Origin of the sequence: Streptomyces sp. NPDC090032 (assembly GCF_044748025.1) — a bacterium.
Classification (GTDB): Bacteria; Actinomycetota; Actinomycetes; order Streptomycetales; family Streptomycetaceae; genus Streptomyces.
Window position 1 is genome coordinate 1 of sequence record NZ_JBIVFF010000006.1, and the last position, 19,546, is coordinate 19,546.

15 protein-coding genes are annotated in these 19,546 nt (G+C 71.6%); 2 read left to right on the forward strand and 13 right to left on the reverse strand.

The genetic code is table 11. From position 1 onward, the window contains the following. Positions 1–369: 369 nt before the first annotated feature. Entirely contained in the window at positions 370–1,377 is a 1,008-nt protein-coding gene (locus ACIPWY_RS15445) for a stage II sporulation protein M (protein ID WP_362897510.1), read from the reverse strand. A gap of 110 nt (positions 1,378–1,487) precedes the next feature. Between ACIPWY_RS15445 and ACIPWY_RS15450 the strand changes: the two genes are divergently transcribed. Next, complete coding sequence (locus tag ACIPWY_RS15450; protein WP_393705465.1) at positions 1,488–2,492, forward strand: RDD family protein; 1,005 nt, start codon at positions 1,488–1,490, stop codon at positions 2,490–2,492. A gap of 15 nt (positions 2,493–2,507) precedes the next feature. Here ACIPWY_RS15450 and ACIPWY_RS15455 read toward each other — a convergent pair whose 3' ends face one another. From ACIPWY_RS15455 to ACIPWY_RS15495, 9 genes are all read right to left on the reverse strand, one after another. Further along, a complete protein-coding gene (locus ACIPWY_RS15455; RefSeq protein ID WP_383896759.1) occupies positions 2,508–3,122 on the reverse strand; it encodes a hypothetical protein in 615 nt (204 codons plus the stop codon). 124 nt (positions 3,123–3,246) lie between these two features. Beyond that, on the reverse strand, positions 3,247–4,710 hold the full coding sequence (ahcY, locus tag ACIPWY_RS15460) for an adenosylhomocysteinase (RefSeq protein ID WP_390016100.1): 1,464 nt from the start codon (positions 4,708–4,710) through the stop codon (positions 3,247–3,249). A gap of 235 nt (positions 4,711–4,945) precedes the next feature. After that, positions 4,946–5,950 (reverse strand): cation diffusion facilitator family transporter, encoded by a 1,005-nt coding sequence (locus ACIPWY_RS15465; RefSeq protein WP_393705464.1) that lies wholly within the window; start codon positions 5,948–5,950, stop codon positions 4,946–4,948. A gap of 129 nt (positions 5,951–6,079) precedes the next feature. Then, positions 6,080–7,231 carry a mannose-6-phosphate isomerase, class I gene (manA, locus tag ACIPWY_RS15470; protein ID WP_362897519.1) on the reverse strand — a complete coding sequence of 384 codons (1,152 nt, stop codon included), beginning with the start codon at positions 7,229–7,231 and terminating at the stop codon, positions 6,080–6,082. 63 nt (positions 7,232–7,294) lie between these two features. After that, positions 7,295–8,419 (reverse strand): SIS domain-containing protein, encoded by a 1,125-nt coding sequence (locus ACIPWY_RS15475; RefSeq protein WP_389547962.1) that lies wholly within the window; start codon positions 8,417–8,419, stop codon positions 7,295–7,297. 43 nt (positions 8,420–8,462) lie between these two features. Next, positions 8,463–8,633, reverse strand: a complete 171-nt coding sequence (locus tag ACIPWY_RS15480; protein WP_100597970.1) for a Trm112 family protein — start codon at positions 8,631–8,633, stop codon at positions 8,463–8,465. A gap of 109 nt (positions 8,634–8,742) precedes the next feature. After that, a complete protein-coding gene (locus ACIPWY_RS15485) occupies positions 8,743–10,107 on the reverse strand; it encodes a phosphomannomutase/phosphoglucomutase (protein ID WP_393705468.1) in 1,365 nt (454 codons plus the stop codon). Between the two features lie 68 nt (positions 10,108–10,175). Continuing rightward, the gene (locus ACIPWY_RS15490; RefSeq protein WP_393705463.1) at positions 10,176–11,792 is read right to left on the reverse strand and encodes an L-lactate permease; all 1,617 of its coding nucleotides are present in this window, start codon (positions 11,790–11,792) and stop codon (positions 10,176–10,178) included. Positions 11,793–11,933: 141 nt separating this feature from the next. Next, the gene (locus ACIPWY_RS15495) at positions 11,934–12,311 is read right to left on the reverse strand and encodes a DUF3499 domain-containing protein (RefSeq protein ID WP_362897525.1); all 378 of its coding nucleotides are present in this window, start codon (positions 12,309–12,311) and stop codon (positions 11,934–11,936) included. Positions 12,312–12,633: 322 nt separating this feature from the next. Here ACIPWY_RS15495 and ACIPWY_RS15500 point away from each other — a divergent pair, with 322 nt between their 5' ends. Beyond that, positions 12,634–13,089 (forward strand): metallopeptidase family protein, encoded by a 456-nt coding sequence (locus tag ACIPWY_RS15500; RefSeq protein ID WP_362897527.1) that lies wholly within the window; start codon positions 12,634–12,636, stop codon positions 13,087–13,089. Positions 13,090–13,216: 127 nt separating this feature from the next. On the opposite strand, the gene ACIPWY_RS15505 is transcribed toward ACIPWY_RS15500, so the two are convergent. From ACIPWY_RS15505 to ACIPWY_RS15515, 3 genes are all read right to left on the reverse strand, one after another. Next, positions 13,217–14,722, reverse strand: coding sequence for a DUF5719 family protein (locus tag ACIPWY_RS15505; RefSeq protein WP_393705462.1), 1,506 nt, complete (start codon positions 14,720–14,722; stop codon positions 13,217–13,219). Next, entirely contained in the window at positions 14,719–18,444 is a 3,726-nt protein-coding gene (locus tag ACIPWY_RS15510; RefSeq protein ID WP_393705461.1) for a glycosyltransferase, read from the reverse strand. The genes ACIPWY_RS15505 and ACIPWY_RS15510 overlap by 4 nt, the downstream gene beginning before the upstream one ends. Positions 18,445–18,777: 333 nt before the next feature. After that, positions 18,778–19,041, reverse strand: a complete 264-nt coding sequence (locus ACIPWY_RS15515; RefSeq protein WP_093617031.1) for a WhiB family transcriptional regulator — start codon at positions 19,039–19,041, stop codon at positions 18,778–18,780. Positions 19,042–19,546 lie beyond the last annotated feature (505 nt).

Consider the following 19,546-nt stretch of genomic DNA (forward strand, 5'->3'; position numbering starts at 1 on the left):
ACTCTCTCAGGCTTTCCTCCGGGCAGTTTCCCTTCGGTCTTGCGTTTCCGACTCTATCAGATCTTTCCGATCCGATTTCCTCGGTGCCTTTCAGGTTTCCGCTCCAGCCTTTCGGCTTTCCGCGTTTCCCTTTCCGGCGGTTCCGACTTTATCAGAAGTTCTCGGCCGGATTGACCGGCGTTCGTTTTCCGATTTATCGGGGGGTGCACTTCTGGAGAAGAATTCTCGGAAGTGAGCTAGACCCTAGTCGTTGCGGCCGATCCTGTCGAATCCGGGGCAACTGTTCGAATCTACCTCCCCACTCCGTCCGTGTCAACGGCTTTTGTGGGGCGACGAGGAGACTAGCAGGTCAGAGGCTGTGAACGCACATCAGGCGGCGGTGGGCACGGAGGCGCTTCGTTCCGCCTTGTCCAGGTCCCCCGTCTCGCCGGCGCGGGCCGCTCTGCCGCCGAGGACGTAGACGTAGACGAGAAATGCCAGTTCGGCGAGGACGCCGATGGTGATGCGGGCCCAGGTGGGGAGGCCTGAGGGGGTGACGAAGCCTTCGATGGCGCCCGAGATGAAGAGGATGAGCGCCAGGCCGATCGCCATTCCCAGGGCGGCGCGGCCTTCCTCGGCGAGGGCCGCGCGGCGCGTTCGGGGGCCCGGGTCGATGAGGGTCCAGCCGAGGCGCAGGCCCGTACCGGCCGCTACGAAGACCGCCGTCAGTTCCAGGAGGCCGTGGGGCAGGACCAGGCCCAGGAAGGTGTCGAGGCGGCCGGCCGAGGACATCAGGCCGATGCCCACACCCAGATTCAGCATGTTCTGGAACAGGATCCAGAGGACGGGGAGTCCGAGGAAGACGCCCAGGACCAGGCACATGGCAGCCGCCTGGGCGTTGTTCGTCCACACCTGGGCGGCGAACGAGGCCGCGGGGTGGCTGGAGTAGTACGTCTCGTACTGGCCGCCGGGGCGCGTGAGGTCGCGCAGTTCGGACGGTGCGGCGATCGATGCCTGTACTTCCGGGTGGGTTCCTATCCACCAGCCCAGGAGTGCGGCTATCGCGGTGGAGAGGAGTGCGGTGGGGACCCACCAGTGACGGGAGCGGTAGACGGCCGCGGGGAAGCCTTGGGTCAGGAAGGTGGTCACGTCGCGCCAGGAGGCGCGGCGGGTGCCTGTCACCGCACTACGCGCGCGTGCCACCAGTTGTGTGAGGCGGCCGGATATCTGGGGGTCCGGGGCGCTGGACTGGATCAGGGAGAGGTGGGTCGCGGCCCGCTGGTAGAGCGTGACGAGTTCGTCCGCTTCGGCTCCGGTGAGGCGGCGCCTGCGGCGCAGCAACGCGTCCAGGCGGTCCCACTCGGCTCGGTGGGCGGACACGAAGACGTCGAGGTCCATCGGGTCGGCTGCTCCTCGGCTGCTGTTGCTGTGGCTACCTCTGCGGCGCGATGTGCCCTCAGCTTGGCAGACTGGCGGTTCCGAGGGCAGGGCAGGGAAGGACGGCCGGCGTGAGTGAGCTTGTGACGGGCGAGGCGGTGGCTCTTGAGCTGCGCCCCGCGAAGCTGCCCAGTCGGGCGTTGGCGGTGGTCATCGATCTCGTCGTGGCGTTCACCGTGTACATCGTGGTGACGATAGGGATCGTGGCGTCGACCGCTTCCCTGGACGAGGCGGCGGCCGCCGCGGTGGCGGTGGCGACGTTCGTGCTGGTGCTCATCGGGGTGCCCATCGCGGTGGAGACGCTGAGCCATGGGCGTTCGCTGGGCAAGCTGGCGTGCGGGCTTCGTGTGGTGCGGGACGACGGGGGGCCGATCCGGTTCCGGCATGCGCTGGTGCGTGGGGCCGTCGGGGTCGTGGAGATCCTCATGACGTTCGGGGTGGTGGCGTGTATCGCGTCGCTGGTGTCCGAGCGGGGGCGGCGGCTCGGGGACGTGTTCGCGGGGACCTTGGTGGTGCGGGAGCGGGTGCCGGCGGGGCCGGCGCGGTTCGTGCCTCCGCCGCCGCCGTGGCTGGTGGGGCGGTTCGCCGGGCTCGATCTGTCGGGGGTGCCGGACGGGCTGTGGCTGGCGGTCCGGTCGTATCTGACGCGGATGGGGCAGCTGGATCCGCAGGTGGGCTGGGCCATGGCGGAGCGGCTTGCCGGTGATCTGGCGGCTTGTACGGGTACTCCGGCGCCGGGGGATGTGCCGCCTGCCGCGTATCTGGCCGCGGTGGTGCATGAGCGGCAGTCTCGGGATGCGCAGCGGGCCTTCCGCGGGGCGGCGGGGAGTGCCGCTCCGGGGGCCGGGCCGGGTCCGGTGTATCCGGGGGCCGGGCCAGGTCCGGTGTTTCCGGGGGCCGGGCCAGGTCCGGTGTTTCCGGGGGCCGGGCCAGGTCCGGTGTTTCCGGGGGCCGGGGCGCCGGTTGGGCAGCGCGGGGGGTCGGCTGGCGCGGCTGTGCCGCCTGCCGTCGATGTCGCGCCGGTGGCTCCTCGCGAGGACGCGGGGCCGGGCACCGGTTTCGTGCCGCCTGCCTGACGCGGGACCCGTCGCTCAGGCGAAGGTCGACGGCGGGGATTCGAGGTGTTCGAGCTCGATGCCGGGGGCGGCGAGCACCACGTCGCCGGCGAGGTGGACGGCCTGTTGCTCCCCCGTGTTCAGGTCTGTGACCTGGTATTCGTCGACGTTCAGGGGGCCACTGTCAGTGGCGTGTGTTTCTGTTTTCAGCAGGGCCCAGGACTGGTCGAGGGTGAGGGGGGCCAGGACCGGGTCGGTGAAGCGGACCAGGCGGACGCGGGTCGCGGGGGAAGCGGGGGTGAGACGCAGCAGGCGTGCGGTGGCGACGAGGAAGGCCGGCGAGGTGCCGGTGAATGCGTGGGCGGGGGCGTTTCCCTCGGTGGCGTGGGTGCCGGTGGGGTCGGTGCGGACCCAGGTGACGCCGTCGATGGCTGCTCCTCGTACCTGCCAGCTCGCCGAGTTGAGTTCGAGGCGGATGGGGCGGCCGAGTTCGTCGATGGCCAGGTCGACGGAGCCGGAGTGGTCGCCGGAGGGGGTGACGGTCTGGGAGACGTAGCGCCAGCCGGAGGGGCCGGGGGCGCAGTGGAAGTGTTCTTCGCCGAGGGGGGTGTGGTCGTGGGTGTCGTGGAGCGAATAGCGGCCGCGGGGCATGAGGGGCTCTCGAGGTCCTTCGGGGTCGTGCGGACGTCGGGTGGTACGGGTGCCGGGCCGGTACGGGGCAGGCCCCCCGCACCGGAGTGCGAGGGGCCTGCGTGGCACCGGGGTCCGCTCGGGATCAGTAGCGGTAGTGGTCCGGCTTGAACGGGCCGTCGACCTCTACGCCGATGTACGAGGCCTGCTCGGGGCGCAGCGTCGTCAGCTTGACGCCGAGGGCGTCGAGGTGGAGGCGGGCGACCTTCTCGTCGAGGTGCTTGGGGAGCACGTAGACGTCGGTCGGGTACTCCTCGGGCTTCGTGAACAGCTCGATCTGGGCCAGGGTCTGGTCCGCGAACGAGTTGGACATCACGAAGGACGGGTGGCCCGTGGCGTTGCCCAGGTTCAGGAGGCGGCCCTCGGACAGGATGATGAGGACCTTGCCGTCGGGGTAGGTCCAGGTGTGGACCTGCGGCTTGACCTCGTCCTTGACGATGCCCGGGGTCTGCGCGAGGCCGGCCATGTCGATCTCGTTGTCGAAGTGGCCGATGTTGCCCACGATCGCCTGGTGCTTCATCTTGGCCATGTCCGAGGCCATGATGATGTCCTTGTTGCCGGTCGTGGTGACGAAGATGTCGGCCTTGTCGATGACCTCGTCGAGCGTCGTGACCTGGTAACCGTCCATCGCCGCCTGCAGGGCGCAGATCGGGTCGATCTCGGTGATGATCACTCGGGCGCCCTGGCCGCGGAGGGACTCGGCGCAGCCCTTGCCCACGTCGCCGTAGCCGCAGACGACGGCGGTCTTGCCGCCGATGAGGACGTCGGTGGCGCGGTTGATGCCGTCGATCAGGGAGTGGCGGCAGCCGTACTTGTTGTCGAACTTCGACTTGGTGACGGCGTCGTTCACGTTGATCGCCGGGAACAGCAGGGTGCCGTCGCGGTGCATCTCGTAGAGGCGGTGAACGCCGGTCGTGGTCTCCTCGGTCACGCCGCGGATCTCCGAGGCGAGCTGGGTCCACTTCTGCGAGCCCTCGGTGATGGTGCGGTTGAGGAGCTCGAGGATGACGCGGTGCTCGTCCGACTCGGCGGTGTCGGCCGAGGGGACCTTGCCGTCCTTCTCGTACTCGACGCCCTTGTGGACGAGGAGGGTGGCGTCGCCGCCGTCGTCGAGGATCATGTTCGGGCCGCCGGTGGGGCTGTTCGGCCAGGTCAGGGCCTGCTCCGTGCACCACCAGTACTCGTCGAGGGTCTCGCCCTTCCAGGCGAAGACGGGGACGCCCTGGGGGTTGTCCGGGGTGCCGTTCGGGCCGACGGCGATGGCCGCGGCGGCGTGGTCCTGGGTGGAGAAGATGTTGCAGGAGGCCCAGCGGACCTCGGCGCCGAGGGCGACGAGGGTCTCGATGAGGACGGCGGTCTGCACGGTCATGTGCAGGGAGCCGGTGACGCGGGCGCCGGCGAGCGGCTGCGTGGCGGCGAATTCCTTGCGGATGGACATCAGGCCGGGCATCTCGTGCTCGGCGAGCGTGATCTCCTTGCGGCCGAAGCCGGCCAGGGAGAGGTCGGCGACCTTGAAGTCCTGGTCCTGTCGGTTGTCGACAGTCGTCATAGGGAGCTTGCTCCTCGTGGTGGTGGGTCGAGGTGGGCATGGCTGGTCTGCGGCGATGGGCATACGAGTGCCCGGCGCTCACAGCGCAGTCCGTCGGAGGCCCTCTCTCCCTCGGCCGGCCCGTCGTGCGGGCCGCCCGACCGCCATCAGCAGCGACGTCTGGCTCGGTGACGAATCTACACCGATCGGCCCAGCCGGACCCAGCCCGCCTCCGGGTCCGGCGTGCGCGGGCAGGTCAGTCGGCGTCCGGGGCCGAGCTGTCGGGGGCTGAGCGGTCCGGGGCCGGGCTGTCCGGGGTCTTGGCGGGGTTGGTGCCGGCGGACGCGGCCGTCTCGTTGTAGATGTCCGGTTCGAGGTAGATCACGCGGGCGATCGGGACGGCCGTGCGGATGCGGGCCTCCGCGGCGTTGATGGCGTTGGCGACCTCGGTGGCCGTGTCGTCGTGCTGGACGGCGATCTTGGCGGCGACGAGCAGCTCCTCGGGGCCGAGGTGGAGCGTGCGCATGTGGATGATGCCGGTGACGGTGTCGCCGTCGACGACCGCGGCCTCGATCTTCCTGACCTGGTCGACGCCCGCGGCTTCACCGAGGAGCAGCGACTTGGTCTCGGCGGCCAGCACGATCGCGATGGCGATGAGCAGGATGCCGATGCACAGGGTGCCGATGCCGTCCCAGAGGCCGTCGCCGGTGGCGAGGGCGAGGCCGGTGCCGGCGAGGGCGAGGACCAGACCGATCAGCGCGCCGAAGTCCTCCAGGAGGACGACGGGCAGTTCGGGTGCCTTGGCGCGGCGGATGAACTGGGTCCAGCTGAGCTTGCCGCGCAGCTCGTTGGACTCCTTGATGGCGGTGCGGAACGAGAAGCTCTCGGCGATGATCGCGAAGACGAGGACGCCGATCGGCCAGTACCAGTTCTCGAGCGCGTGCGGGTGCTTGATCTTCTCGTAGCCCTCGTAGACGGCGAACATGCCGCCGACCGAGAAGAGGACGATGGAGACGAGGAAGGCGTAGATGTAGCGCTCGCGGCCGTAGCCGAAGGGGTGTTGCGGGGTGGCCTCGCGCTGGGCCTTCTTGCCGCCGAGCAGCAGGAGGCCCTGGTTGCCGGAGTCGGCGAGGGAGTGGACGCTCTCGGCGAGCATCGAGGACGAGCCGCTGAAGAGGAACGCCACGAATTTCGCCGCCGCGATCGCGAGGTTGGCGGCGAGTGCCGCCACGATCGCTTTTGTGCCGCCTGAAGCGCTCATGTGTTCCCGATGTCCCTTCGTACGCGGTCCCGGGCCACAGCTCGTACGGATCTGTCCGCGTACGCCGTCCCGGGCTTTGCCCACCCTTTGCGGTGGGTCATTGTTGCAGCCCGGGACGGCTGCGGTGCGTCAGGCCACCACGGTTGCCCGGAAGAGCGTGCCGGCTCCGGACACTTCGGTCTTTTCGCCGGCGGGGACGAACGCCGACTGCCCTGCGGTGAGGGCGAGTTCGCCGGCCTGGACGGTGCCCGCGGTGCAGAGCAGGATCTGCGGGGTCTCGGCGGTGACGTCGTGCGCGGCGGCGCCCTCGGGCAGGACGTAGCGGGAGAGGCGGAATTCGTCGATGGGGGTCGCGTAGACCTCTTCGCCGTCGGGGGACGCCTCGGGGCGCAGGATGCCGGGGTCGGTGGCCTCGAAGCGGACGATGCGCAGGAGTTCGGGTACGTCGACGTGCTTGGGGGTGAGGCCGCAGCGCAGGACGTTGTCCGAGTTGGCCATGATCTCGACGCCGAGGCCGTCTATGTAGGCGTGCGGGACGCCGGCGCCGAGGAAGAGGGCCTCCCCGGGGTTGAGGCGGACGTGGTTGAGCAGCATGGCCGCGATCACGCCGGGGTCGCCCGGGTAGTGGTGGGCGAGTGCGGCGTAGGGCGCGTAGTCGCCGCCGAGGCGCTCGGCGGCGGCCGCGGCCTCGGTGACCGTGGTCGCCATGTCCTCGGGTCCCGCGCTCAGTACGGCCGTCAGGACCTCGCGCAGCGCGGCCTCTTCGGGGTGGGCGCGCAGCAGGTCGGCGTACGGCTTGAGGGAGTCGACGCCGAGGCCCTCGATGAAGCGGGCGGCTTCTTCGGGGGCGCGGAAGCCGCACAGGCCCTCGAACGGCGTGAGGGCGCAGATCAGTTCGGGCTTGTGGTTGGCGTCCTTGTAGTTGCGGTGCGGAGCGTCCATGGGGACGCCGGCGCGCTCCTCGGCCTCGTAACCCTCCTTGGCCTGGGCGAGGTCGGGGTGGACCTGGAGGGAGAGCGGGGCGCCCGCGGCGAGGAGTTTGAGGAGGAAGGGGAGGCGGGGGCCGAACTTCGCTGCGGCCCCCGGGCCGAGTTCACGCTCGGGCGCCTGGTCGATCACCTCGTTGAGCGGGCCGCGGCCGGTCCGGGAGGGGGCTCCCGGGTGGGCGCCCATCCACATCTCGGCCTGCGGCTCGCCCGTCGGCTCGGCACCGATGAGGTGCGGGATGGCGGTGGTCGAGCCCCAGGCGTAGGGGCGGACGGTGTTGGTGAGGCGGTCCATCAGGTGTTCTTCTCCGTACGCGGGTCAGGGTCCGGCCGGTGGTTCGGACCGGCCGGATCCACGTCATGCGCCCGAGGCGAGCGCGAGGTAAACGGCGGCGAAATCCGTGACGGCGATCAGTTCGGCGAGTGTTTCCAGTTCGTCGCCCTCTTCGGGTTCGAGCTCGCTGATCGGGGTGTCGTGGCCGAGGGCCAGCTCGCGGGCGGCGGGCGCGGCGGTGAGGCCGCCGGGCCGGTCGCGCAGGAGGACGACGCGGACGCGCATCGGCTGCGCCTCGTCGACCCGGTCGCGGAAGAAGTCGTCGGGGTCGGCGCCGCCCGCGAGGTCGCCGAGGAGGAGGCGGCCGTGCGCGGGGAGCGCTTCGGGCAGGTCGGCGGCGAGGGCCGGACGGCCGGCGAGCTCGGCGAGCGCGGCGGCGAAGCGGCGGCCTGCCGGGCCCGCGGCGTGCCCTTCCGTCCAGATCAGGGGCAGTGCGTCGGCGAGGTCGGCAGCGAGGGTCTTGGCGGGGTTGCTGTAGGTCGCGATGGCGGGACCGCAGCGCTCGGCGGTGTGGTCGAGGCGGTCGGCGACCTTCTCCAGGGCTTCGGCCGGCGCGGAGAGCAGGCCGGTGCGGTCCAGGAGGGAGAGCAGCGGGGTGAGCAGGGCCCACAGGGCGCCGGGCGCGGAGGCCGCGGCGGGTTCATCCTGCTCGTACGGGGCGGTCGCCATCGGTACGAACAGGCCGTGAGCCCCGGCGACGGCTTCGCTGAGCGGGGCGCCCTCGGGGCTGACGGCGACGATGGTGCAGCCGCGCCGGTAGGCCTGCTCGACGAGGAGGGCGAGGCCTGGTTCGGTGCCGTCGGTGGTGGCGATCAGGAGGAGGTCCACGGGGCCTGCCCAGCCGGGCAGCTCCCAGCGCAGGGCGCCCGCGGCGGGGGCGACTCCGGTGGGGCGCAGGCGGGCGACGGGACAGGAGGCGCCGGCCAGCCTGTTGAGCAGGTCGGCGACGCAGCCGGCGGCGAGGCCGGGTCCGGCGAAGAGGACGGCGCGCGGGCGGCCGTCCGGTTTGAGCTCGGTGATCCCGGCCTCCGCGGCGTGCCGGACCGCGGTGCGGACGCGGGCGCCGGCTTCGGCGGCGCCTCGCAGAAGTCCGCGGCGGTCGACCCTGGCGAGGGCCTCGGGGGCGTCGAGCAGCGATTCGTCGAGCATGGTGTCAGCCTCCGGGACGGCCCGTTCGGGGCCTGGGTGGGACCTATGCGGGGCGGCGGGCCTCGTCCACGAGGAGTACGGGGATGCCGTCGCGGATCGGGTAGGCGAGGCCGCAGTCCGATCCGGTGCAGAGCAGCTCGGCGTCCGCCTCCTTGAGGGGGGCGTGGCAGGCCGGGCAGGCGAGGATCTCCAGGAGGCCGGCTTCGAGCGGCATGAGGTGTCCCTTCGGGGGTGTGAATGTGTGTGCGTGCGGCCTGGTCAGCGTACCGCCGGGGGCGGGGGCACGGCTGCTCGGACGGGGGACCGGGCGGGTGTGGCCGTGGTCAGGCTCTGATGATCGCCAGGACCTCGTCGCGGATCTTGGCCATCGTGGCTTCGTCCCTGGCCTCCGCGTTCAGGCGCAGGAGGGGCTCGGTGTTGGACGGGCGGACGTTGAACCACCAGTCGGCGGAGGTGATCGTCAGGCCGTCGAGCTCGTCGTGCGTGATGCCGTCCCGGCCGGTGTACTCGGTCTTGATCGCGGCGAGGCGGGCGTGCTGGTCGTCGACCGTGGAGTTGATCTCTCCGGAGCCGGTGTAACGGTCGTATTCGGCGACGAGGGCGGACAGGGCGCCGCTCTGGCCGCCGAGTGCGGCGAGGACGTGGAGGGCGGCGAGCATGCCCGTGTCCGCGTTCCAGAAGTCGCGGAAGTAGTAGTGCGCCGAGTGCTCGCCGCCGAAGATCGCTCCGGAGTTGGCCATCTCCTGCTTGATGAAGGAGTGGCCCACGCGCGTGCGTACCGGTGTGCCGCCGTGTTCCTTCACCACCTCGGGGACGGACCAGGAGGTGATCAGGTTGTGGATGATCGTGCCCGTGCCGCCGTTCCTCGCCAGTTCGCGGGAGGCGACCAGGGCGGTGACGGCGGACGGGGAGACCGGGTCGCCGTGCTCGTCGACGACGAAGCAGCGGTCCGCGTCGCCGTCGAAGGCGAGGCCGAGGTCGGCGCTCTCCGCGCGGACGCGCTGTTGCAGGTCCACGAGGTTCGCCGGGTCGAGGGGGTTGGCCTCGTGGTTGGGGAACGTGCCGTCGAGCTCGAAGTACATCGGGACGACGTCGAGCGGCAGGCCCGCGAAGACGGTCGGGACGGTGTGCCCGCCCATGCCGTTGCCCGCGTCGACGACGACCTTCAGGGGGCGGATCGTGGTGAGGTCGACCAGGGAGCACAGGTACGCGGCGTAGTCGTCGAGGGTGTCGCGCCGGGTGAGCGTGCCCGGCGTCGTGACGGGTTCGGGGGCGCCCGTCTCCAGCCACTTCTCGGCCAGTTCGCGGATCTCGGCGAGGCCGGTGTCCTGTCCGACGGGGGCGGCACCGGCGCGGCACATCTTGATGCCGTTGTACTGGGCCGGGTTGTGCGAGGCCGTGAACATGGCGCCGGGCAGGTCGAGCGCGCCCGAGGCGTAGTACAGCTGGTCGGTGGAGCACAGGCCGATCTCGGTCACGTCGGCGCCGAGGGCGGCCGCGCCCCGGGCGAAGGCGCGGGAGAGGCCGGGTGAGGAGGGGCGCATGTCGTGTCCGACGACGATGGCCGCCGCGTCCGTCACGCGCACGAAGGCGGCGCCGAACAGCTCGGCGAGGTGCTCGTCCCACTGGTCGGGGACCACTCCGCGTACGTCGTACGCCTTGACGATCTGCGACAGATCAGCAGCCACGGTCACCCAACTCTCCTGAAGTCCGCTTCGGACAGCACAAACTACCCGTACGGACCGACAGTCAGCTGTCAGGGCAGCATCCAGCCGAGGACGGCGGAGCTCTGCGCCATCACGATCAGGCACATCACGAGCAGGAGTCCCGCGCTCCACGGCAGCACCTTGCGCAGCAGGTCTCCCTCCTTGCCCGCGAGCCCGACGGCGGCGCAGGCGATGGTGAGGTTCTGCGGGGAGATCATCTTGCCGAGGACGCCGCCGGAGCTGTTCGCGGCGGCGAGCAGTTCGGGTGACAGGCCGGACTGCTGGGCGGCGGTGACCTGGAGTGCGCCGAAGAGGGCGTTGGCGGAGGTGTCGGAGCCGGAGACGGCGACGCCGAACCAGCCGAGTACGGGCGACAGGAACGCCAGGCCCGCGCCGGCCGCGGCGACGAAGTGGCCGATGGTGGCGGCCTGCCCGGAGAGGTTCATGACGTAGGCGAGGGCGAGGACGCTGGTCACGGTGAGGATCGCGAAGCGCAGCTCGTAGACGGTGGCCGCCCATTCCCGTACGGCCACGCGCGCGTGGACGCCGATGACGGCGGCCGTGATCACGCCGGCGAGGAGGACGAGGGTGCCGCCGGTGGAGACGAGCGGGAGGGTGAAGAGGTTGCCGCCGACGGGCTTGCCCTCGGGGTTCGCGACGTTCAGGAAGGGCCAGTCGAAGACGCGCGTCGCCTTGGCGATCCAGTCCTTGACCGCGGGGATCTGCGCGATCGAGAAGATGACGACGATGAGCGCGTACGGGGCGTAGGCGCGCAGGACTTCGGGCCGCGGGTCGTCCTGGTCGAGTTCCTCGCTGCGTACGCCGGTCAGGACCGCGGCGCGTACGGGTTCGGTGGCGGGCCTGCGCGCGTGCGGCACGGCGACGAGGGCACCCGCGCCGATCAGCGCGGCCCCGATGTCGGCGAGCTGCGCGGAGACGTAGTTCGAGGCGGCGAACTGGGCGGCGGCGAAGGCGACTCCGCACGCGAGGGCGGGCACCCAGGTCTCGCGCAGGCCGCGCCGACCGTCCACGAGGTAGACGAGGACCAGCGGCACCACGAGGGCGAGCAGCGGTGTCTGTCGGCCGACCACGGAGGCGACGGAGTCGAGCGGGAGTCCGGTGACCTGGGCGAGCGTGACGACGGGGGTGCCCATGGCGCCGAAGGCCACGGGCGCGGTGTTGGCGACGAGGGCGACGACGGCCGCCTTGACCGGGTCGAAGCCGAGCGCGACGAGCATCACGGAGCAGATCGCGACGGGCGCCCCGAACCCGGCGAGGGCCTCAAGGAGCGCGCCGAAGCAGAACGCGATGACGAGGGCCTGGATGCGTGGGTCGTCGGACAGTCGCCCGAAGGAGCGGCGCAGGATGTCGAAGTGCCGGGTGCGGACCGTCATCCGGTACACCCACAGGGCGTTGACGACGATCCACATGATGGGGAACAGCCCGAACAGCGCGCCCTGTGCGGCGCTCGACACCGTCTGACCGACGGGCATCCCGTAGGCGAGGCAGGCGACGAGAGCGGCCGCGGCGAGCCCGATGAGGCCCGCGAGGTGGGCCTTCATGCGGACGGCGCCGAGCAGGACGAGCACGGTGACCAGAGGCAGGGTCGCGACGAGTGCGGACAGGCCGAGTGATCCGGCCACGGGCTCGAGCTGCTGGACGAACACGGGCGCCTCCCGGGGCACTGGGTGGCGAAATTGTTGTGTCCGCAACAAACTCAGGTCAATGCGCGGGACGAAGGAGATTCCGTAAAGGGGAAACCGAAGTCCGAATACGTGCGCCGGCCCGGCCGGCGTGCGGGGTCCGGCTCAGTTGTCCGGCGAGCGCAGCACCCGCAGGTGGCCGCGGCGTGCGACCTCCATGGGATCCGCCGTGCGAGGGCCTGAACCGCCCGCCTCGGCCGCGCGCTCCTGCGGGCGGGCCGCCTCACGCACCGCGTTGGCCAGGGCCTCCAGATCGTCGCCGCTGGGGCGCGAGGGGCCGGAGCTGTCGGCGAGCCGGACGACCTCCCACCCGCGCGGGGCGGTGAGGCGCTCGGAGTGCTCGGCGCACAGGTCGTAGCAGTGGGGTTCGGCGTAGGTGGCGAGGGGGCCGAGGACCGCGGTCGAGTCGGCGTAGACGTACGTCAGCGTCGCGACGGCGGGACGGCCGCAGGCGGTGCGCGAACAGCGACGTACAGGGCTCACAGCGTTGGACGGTACCGCACTCTTGAGCGGGCCGCGACGACTCCCCGGGAGGTCACCCCACCGTGTCGTGGTGTGAAGAGGCGCACACGGGGTTCCGGGAGCGCGCCGCTGACCTGCGCGGACCGGGGGCGGTGCGTCCCGCGTCCGTGGTGGACGCGGTCACCCATCGGAACAAACAGTGACAGGAGCCGCGAGTTCACCGGTCCGGGAGGGATGCCGAATCGCGCCCAAGTTTGGCTTGATCGGTCAGGAAGCGACATGCCGGTTCCGTGCGGGCCACGGCGGGCGGGTGCGCTCGCCGGAGGTCTACGCTGCGTCAGTGATGGAGAACCCCGTACCGCCCCCTGCCGCAGAGCCGAAGCCTCCCCGCCGCCGCGACCGGCACGGCAGGGGCATGCGAGGGCCCGTCGCCCCGCCGCAGGTGCCGCTCTCCGCGAGCCGGGCCGAGGGGTTCGCCGATCTGGTGCAGGACTCCGTGGAACGGCTCGAGCGGCGCTTCCCGCAGCTCGCCGACATCGACTTCCTGATCCTCGAAGTGCCCGCGGTCGGCCCGGCCGACGAGGGCTGGAGCGACGATTCGGTGCCCCTTGGCGGCACCATCGCGGCGCGCGAGGGGCGCCCCGCGCGCGTGGTCGTCTACCGCCGCCCGGTCGAGATCCGCACCAAGGGCCGCGACGAACGCGCGGCCCTTGTGCACGAGGTCGTGGTCGAGCAGGTCGCCGAGATCCTCGGCCTGTCCCCGGAGACGGTGGATCCGCGCTACGGCGACGAGGAGTGACCCGGCGGACCGGGTCACATCGAGATCACCGCAGCAGTGCCGATCACATCGAGATCAGTGCAGCAGTACCGATCACGTCGAGATCACTGCACCAGTGCCGATCACGTCGAGATCACTGCGGCAGTGATCATTTCTGCAGTACCGACAGGTCCTGGTCCGCGTGCGGCACCGAGACCGTCCCCCGGTCGTCCGGGAGCGTCTGCACCGTGAACATCGGGACGCCCGGGACGTCCCGGTCGGGCACGTCCAGCATCCGCGAGCCGTAGACCTCCGCGCCCGACACGTGCTCCACCGTCAGCGCGTACGACCCCTTGAGCCCGGCCGGGACCGGCGGCTGCACGGACAGCGTCGTGCCGCCCTTCACGGTGTACGTCTTCGTGACCGGGGTCCCGCCCTCGGTGCCCGCCGACGCCGTCACCTTGACCGTGCCCGACTCGCCCGGCGCGACCAGCGACAGCGTCGAGCCCTTGGCGCGGTTGTCGGCGGCGGTCGCCCGCGCGCCGACGGGCCGGGTCGCCGGGATGAACGCCGTCTCCTGGTGGTCGCCCTTGCCGCGTACGACGCGCAGGGCGGCCACGACCGGGGCGGAGTCGCCCGTGGGCGTCAGGACGAGGGATCCTGCCTCGCCACGCGTGACGTCGCCGAGGTCGACGGCGGCCGTCATCCCCGACTTGACGTGCAGGCTCTCGTGCCCGGCCAGGGCGATGCGGCCTCTGGGGGAGGCCAGCTGGATCTTCAGGTCCGCGTCGTTGTCGCCGGGCGTGAAGGCGACCAGGCGCACGCTCGTGGCGTCCTTCGGGATGCCGGGCAGGACGACCGTGTCCGCGGGGTCCGCGGAGGCCTGCAGCCAGTCCCCGCCGAGCTTGTCGTCCGCGCCGAGGACGGCGGCGGCCACCCGGCCGCTGCGGGCCGTCACATGGAGCGTGACGTTCGTCTGCGGCTTGTCCGTGAGGGTCGACAGGAGGACCGGAACGCTGGAGTGCGGCTGGACCTGGATGCCCTCGCCCACGTCCGACTTGATGGCGCCGTTCGCCCCGTACAGCTGGACGTCCACGACCGCCGCCGAGTCGTCCGGGTTGGTGAGGTGGATGTAGTCGCTGCGCTCCTTGGCGGTGGAGGCGCCCGGGAACCAGAAGTCGGTGTCCGGCGCCGAGCAGTTCACCCCGAGGAGGCCGCGGCCGGTGCCGGCGGCCACCTCGGTCGTCTGCTGCACGGTCCAGCCGGGCGCGAGATTCCCTTCGGCGCTCCCCACGAGCGCGGGCGACTCGGCGCCCGACGACTCACCCGCGACGGGCTTGCCCGGCTTCTGCGGGGACAGCACCGGCTTGTCAGGCTTGCCCTTGTCCTTGCCCTTGCCGCTCCCGGCGCTGTCCGTCAGCTCGCGCGTGGCGGACGACAGGGCGGCCTTGCCGGAACTCCCCGCCTCCTTCGACACGGGCGTGTACGACATGTACGCGGTCTCGGCGAGGTCCGACGAGCTCGGGGCGGGGCACAGCAGGCTGGAGCGCTCCACCGGCAGCCGCGCGGCCGCCTTCTCGGAGTCGCCGCCGCCGGGCGCGGTGGCCGCCGCGAAGCCGGTGACGGCGGCCAGGGCCACCGTCGCGGCGATCAGGGACAGGGTGGTGCGGTTCACTGCTGGCTCCCGTCGGGGCGCTCACTGTCGGTGCCGTGCGGCGGCTGCGCGGGCGGCTGCGGCTGCTCGTACGGGTCGTAGGCCTGCTGCCCGTACTGCTGCTGGGCGTCGTACGTGCCCCCGTATGCGTACGGGTCGTACTGGCCGGCCTGGTAGGGGTCCGCCTGGTAGGGATCCGCCTGCTGGGTCTGGTCGTACGCGCCCGGCTGGTAGGGGACGCCCTGGTACTGCTGCTGCTGATCGTCCGCGGCGTACTGGCCGTAGTCGGCGGCCGCGTACGTGGGGCTGTCCCAGTCGCCGTACGACGGCTGCTGCGGCACACCGGCCGCGGCGAGCTCCTCCTCTGAAGGAGGTGGCGGCGGTACCACGCCGTCGGCGCCCTCGGGTGCGGCTTGTTCCGCTTGTTCGGCCTCTGCCTGGGCGCGCAGGCGGCGGGCCCTGCGGCCCTCGCCCTCGACGGCCTGCGCGGGCACGACGGGCTCCTCGGGAAGGTCGTCGTCCACGTCCCTGCGCCGGCCCGGCAGGGCCAGCACCACGAGGACGAGAGCGAGCGCACCCTGCGCCCACAGCCAGGCCGCGTGCGAGACCGGCGCGTCGAACGTGACGTCCAGGCGGCCGCCCGTGGCGGGCAGTTCGAAGCCCTGCGCCCAGCCGTCGACGGTCGTCTTCGTCAAGGGCGCGCCGTCCAGCGTCGCCGTCCAGCCTTCGTCGGCCGTGTCGGCGATGCGCAGGACGCGGCCGGCCTTGCCCTCGGGGATCTTCGTGTGCAGTTCGACAGGGCCCGCGGCGACGGGCTGCGGCTCGTCGGACCCGGACACGATCGCGGCGCGCGAGACCTGCCGGTCCACGCGCCACAGGGCGGTGCCGTCCTGCTGGCTGAGCCGGGACAGGCCGGGTGTGGAGTCGAGGACGCGGCTCATCTGCCGGGGCGCGCCCGCGCGTACGAGGACGTAGCGCACGGCGAAGCCGCCGAGCTGGTCCGCCTGGTCGGCGCCGGAGCCGGCGACGAGGTTGGCGACGACCTTGTCGAGCTTCTTGTTGCTGCCGCCCGCCTCGGTCAGCTCGGCGTCACCGAGGCGCGCGCCGGCGCCACGCACCAGCGTGTACGACACCCTGGCGGCCGAGTCGCTGTCCATGACGAGGGTGCGGGCCTGGTCCTGGGTGTCGCTCTCCTCGGCGACGAACGCGGGCACCTGGGCGGGGTCGCGGCGCTCCAGGGGGCCGTCGGCGCCGCGGATCATCCAGCCGGCCGCGGCGAGGAGCGGTCCGGCCACCGCGGCGAACGCGATGAGGGCCGCCACCGGCTGCCGCCAGCCGAAGCTCTGCTCGGCCACGCGTGAGCGTGCCCCGTCGGCGCCGAGGACGGCGGCGGCGAGGAGGGCGATGCCGTAGACGAGGGTCGCGGGCCCGGCCCAGGCCGAGCTGTTCGACAGGGCCGCGAAGACCAGGGCGACCAGGGCGATCGCCCAGGCGGTGAGGACGGCGGGGCGGCGCTCGGTGCGCAGGAGCGCGGCGAGCCCGGCGAGGACGATGCCGATGAGCAGCAGTCCGCCGAGGGTGCCGGAGCCGCCGGGCGAAGCGCCGAGCAGGCCGAGCGCGGACGCCGACCCCTTGCCGTACGGGAGGCCCGCCTCCTTGAAGAAGCCGAACGGGAGCAGCGTCAGCGACCAGGGCGCGAGCAGCAGGAGCGGGGTGCCGAGCGCGGCCAGGAAGCGGAGGCCGTAGGCGGTGATGTCGCCGCGGCGGATCGCGAGGAGCGCGATGCCGAGGACGAGCGCGATCGGCCACACGATGGGCGTGAAGGCCGTCGTGACGGTCAGCAGGAGGGCGTACGCCCAGGTTGCGCGCCAGCTGCCGCGCGCCCCCGCGTGGTTCATCAAGCCGCTCGCGGACAACCCCGCGCGCGCGATGAGCGGCAGCAGGATCGCGAGGACCGCGGTGCCGATCCGGCCGCCGGCGAGCGCGCCGGTGGCGGCGGGCAGGAAGGCGTACGCGACCGCGGCCCACGCGCGCAGCAGGCGCGAGGTGACCAGGGGGCGTGAGGCGAAGTAGGCGGTGAAGCCGGCGAGCGGCACCGAGCAGACGAGGAGCACGGTGACGGCGAGTCCGGTCGAGCCGAACAGGAGCGTGGAGAAGGCGGCGACGAACGCCAGGTACGGCGGCGAGGCCTGGGTGCCGCCGGTACCGGCCGGGTGCCAGCCGTCGAGGTAGCGCGACCACAGGGCGGACGCGTCACCCGGGGCGGGCAGCAGCGCGCCGCCCGCGAGCGCCCCGCCGCCGAGCAGCGCGCGGCAGGCGATGAGCGACACGAACAGCAGCACCACGAAGAGCATCGGTCCCGGCTTGCGGGCGATGCGCTTGAGGCGGGCGAACTGCTCGATCTCCAGGAAGTCCGCGTCGTCGCCGCCGGGGCCGGACTCGACGGCGCTGCCGTGCCGTCCCGCGGCGTTGATCTCGGGGTCGGACGCGCCGAAGACGCTGCCCGCGACCTGTTCGACGGTGAGCCGGACCGTGGCGCCGGGCGGCGGGAAGAGCGGCCGCAGCTCCTTGGCGTCGACCACCCCCTTTCCGCGCCGGCGGCGGGCCGCGAGGATCCGCTCGGGCCGCAGCAGGGTGCCGAGGAGTCCGGTGATCTCGTCGAGGGCCTGGCCGGGAACCTTGCCGACGAGGTACGCGAGGGTACGCACGAGCGTGCCGATGACGAGGCGCAGGAGCACCCAGGGCAGCACGGCCGTAGGGGCGTTGACGAGGAGGGTGTAGACGGCGCCGGCCTTGTCGACCTTGTGCGGGGACGTCGCCGTGCGGCCCACGCAGTCGACGGTGCGGCGCTCGCGCGAGGAGGCCTCGGCGTGCCGGACGACGGCGTCGGGGGCGATGACGACGCGGTGGCCGGCGGCCTGGGCGCGCCAGCACAGGTCGACGTCGTCGCGCATCAGCGGCAGCCTGCGGTCGAACCCGCCGAGCTGTTCGAACACATCGCGCCGGATCAGCATGCCGGCGGTGGACACGGACAGGACGGGCCGCACGTGGTCGTGCTGCCCCTGGTCCTGTTCGCGGCGGTCGAGGCCGGTCCAGCGGCGCCCCGAGTTGGCGATGGAGACGCCGACCTCGAGGAGCTGCCTGCGGTCGTACCAGCCGCGCAGCTTGGGTCCGACGACGGCGACCTCGTTGCCGATCTCACGCTCGTTCTCGACGACGCGCAGGAGTTCGGCGAGCGCGTCGGGCTCGGGCGCGCAGTCGTCGTGCAGGAGCCACAGCCACTGCTCGGGCTCGCCGTGCGGCAGCTCCGGCATGTCGTACGCGTCGTCGCGCCAGCTGCGGCTGACGGGATCCCAGCCGCTGGGACGCTTGAGGTACGGCAGTTCCTCGGGAGTCAGCACTCCCGCGGTGCGCGCCGCTTCGTCGACGGCCTGGCCGAAGCCGGTGCGCCGGGCCAGGTGGAGAACGCGCTCGTCGCCGATCGCGTCGGCGATCAGCGTGGCGGAGGCGTCCGCGCTGCCGGTGTCGGCGGCTACGGCGTTCTGTACGGGGCGCTCCTGGCCGAGCAGTCCTGACAGGACGTCGGGCAGCCAGCGCGCTCCGTCGTGGGAGACGAGCACGGCGGTGACGACGTGTCTGGGGAACTCGGGCGGCCTGGTCGGGTCTGGCCCTGCGGCGTGCCCCGGGTTGAACGCGGCTGCGGCAGTGTCGAATTGGCCTGCCGAATGGCTGTGCACGGACATCGAGGTACGGGCCCCGGTTCGTTGGACTGCGGTGGACGCCTGTGCCCTGCGGGGGCGCTGGGTCGTCTCGGACGGGGCCCCACACTAACGGCTGACAACAACGGCGGCCCGCCCCCTGTGGACAACCCAGGGCGACGGGCCGATCGCTACGCGGAAAAGAGTGTTCGGACGGCGTCCTTATTGCGGTCCGTATTGCGGTCCTTGGTGCGGTCCTCGGTGTGGTCCTCGGTGTGGTCCTCGGGACGGCCCCAGCTCTGGTCCCAGCTGCAGGCCCTGGTGCGGATCGGTGCGGTCCTTGGTGCGGTCTCGCGGCGTTACGCAGTCTTTGTCGCCTCAGACCGCGGCCTTCTTCAGGCGACGCCGCTCGCGCTCGGAGAGTCCGCCCCAGATGCCGAACCGCTCGTCGTTGGCGAGTGCGTACTCGAGGCACTCGGACCTGACCTCGCACGCGAGGCAGACCTTCTTGGCCTCCCGGGTGGAGCCGCCCTTCTCCGGGAAGAAGGACTCGGGGTCGGTCTGGGCGCACAGCGCGCGCTCCTGCCAGCCGAGTTCCTCTTCCGCGTCCTCGACCAGCAGTTGCTGAAACGACTCGGTCATAGTGCGCCCCTCGTCCGTCTGTGCGTCCCCGTGATGCTGCCGTTACCGTTTTCGGTTGAACGACACGAGTGAAATTACAAGTGTGCCGATCCGGGCCAGTCAAGCCGAGATCTGCTATTGGGTCCCTTATTCACTCTGCGGAACCAAGGGTTTGCGGAAAGTGTTCAAATCGGCATAAACCTTGACACTTGCCAGAGGCCTATCCCAGCCACCGCTCCCCCGAGAGTTCCTTCGAGAGCTCCGGCAGGCCTCGCGCGGGTCGCTACAAGGAAGGACGCCTCAGGCGTTGATCTCGTTCCGGGAGCGGCGCCGGAGCGTTCCGGATCACATTCGGATCACGGGAGCGCAACGGCGTTTGTGCGCCCGGTTGATGCGCCATGTGTCCCGGCCGGAAGGTGCACAAACCTTTCGCCTGACAGCGCAACCGGATGAGGTGAAACATATCCCACAATCCGGACACCTAGTTGACAGGGCAGGAATGAACCGGTGTCCTGGTGGGCATGCT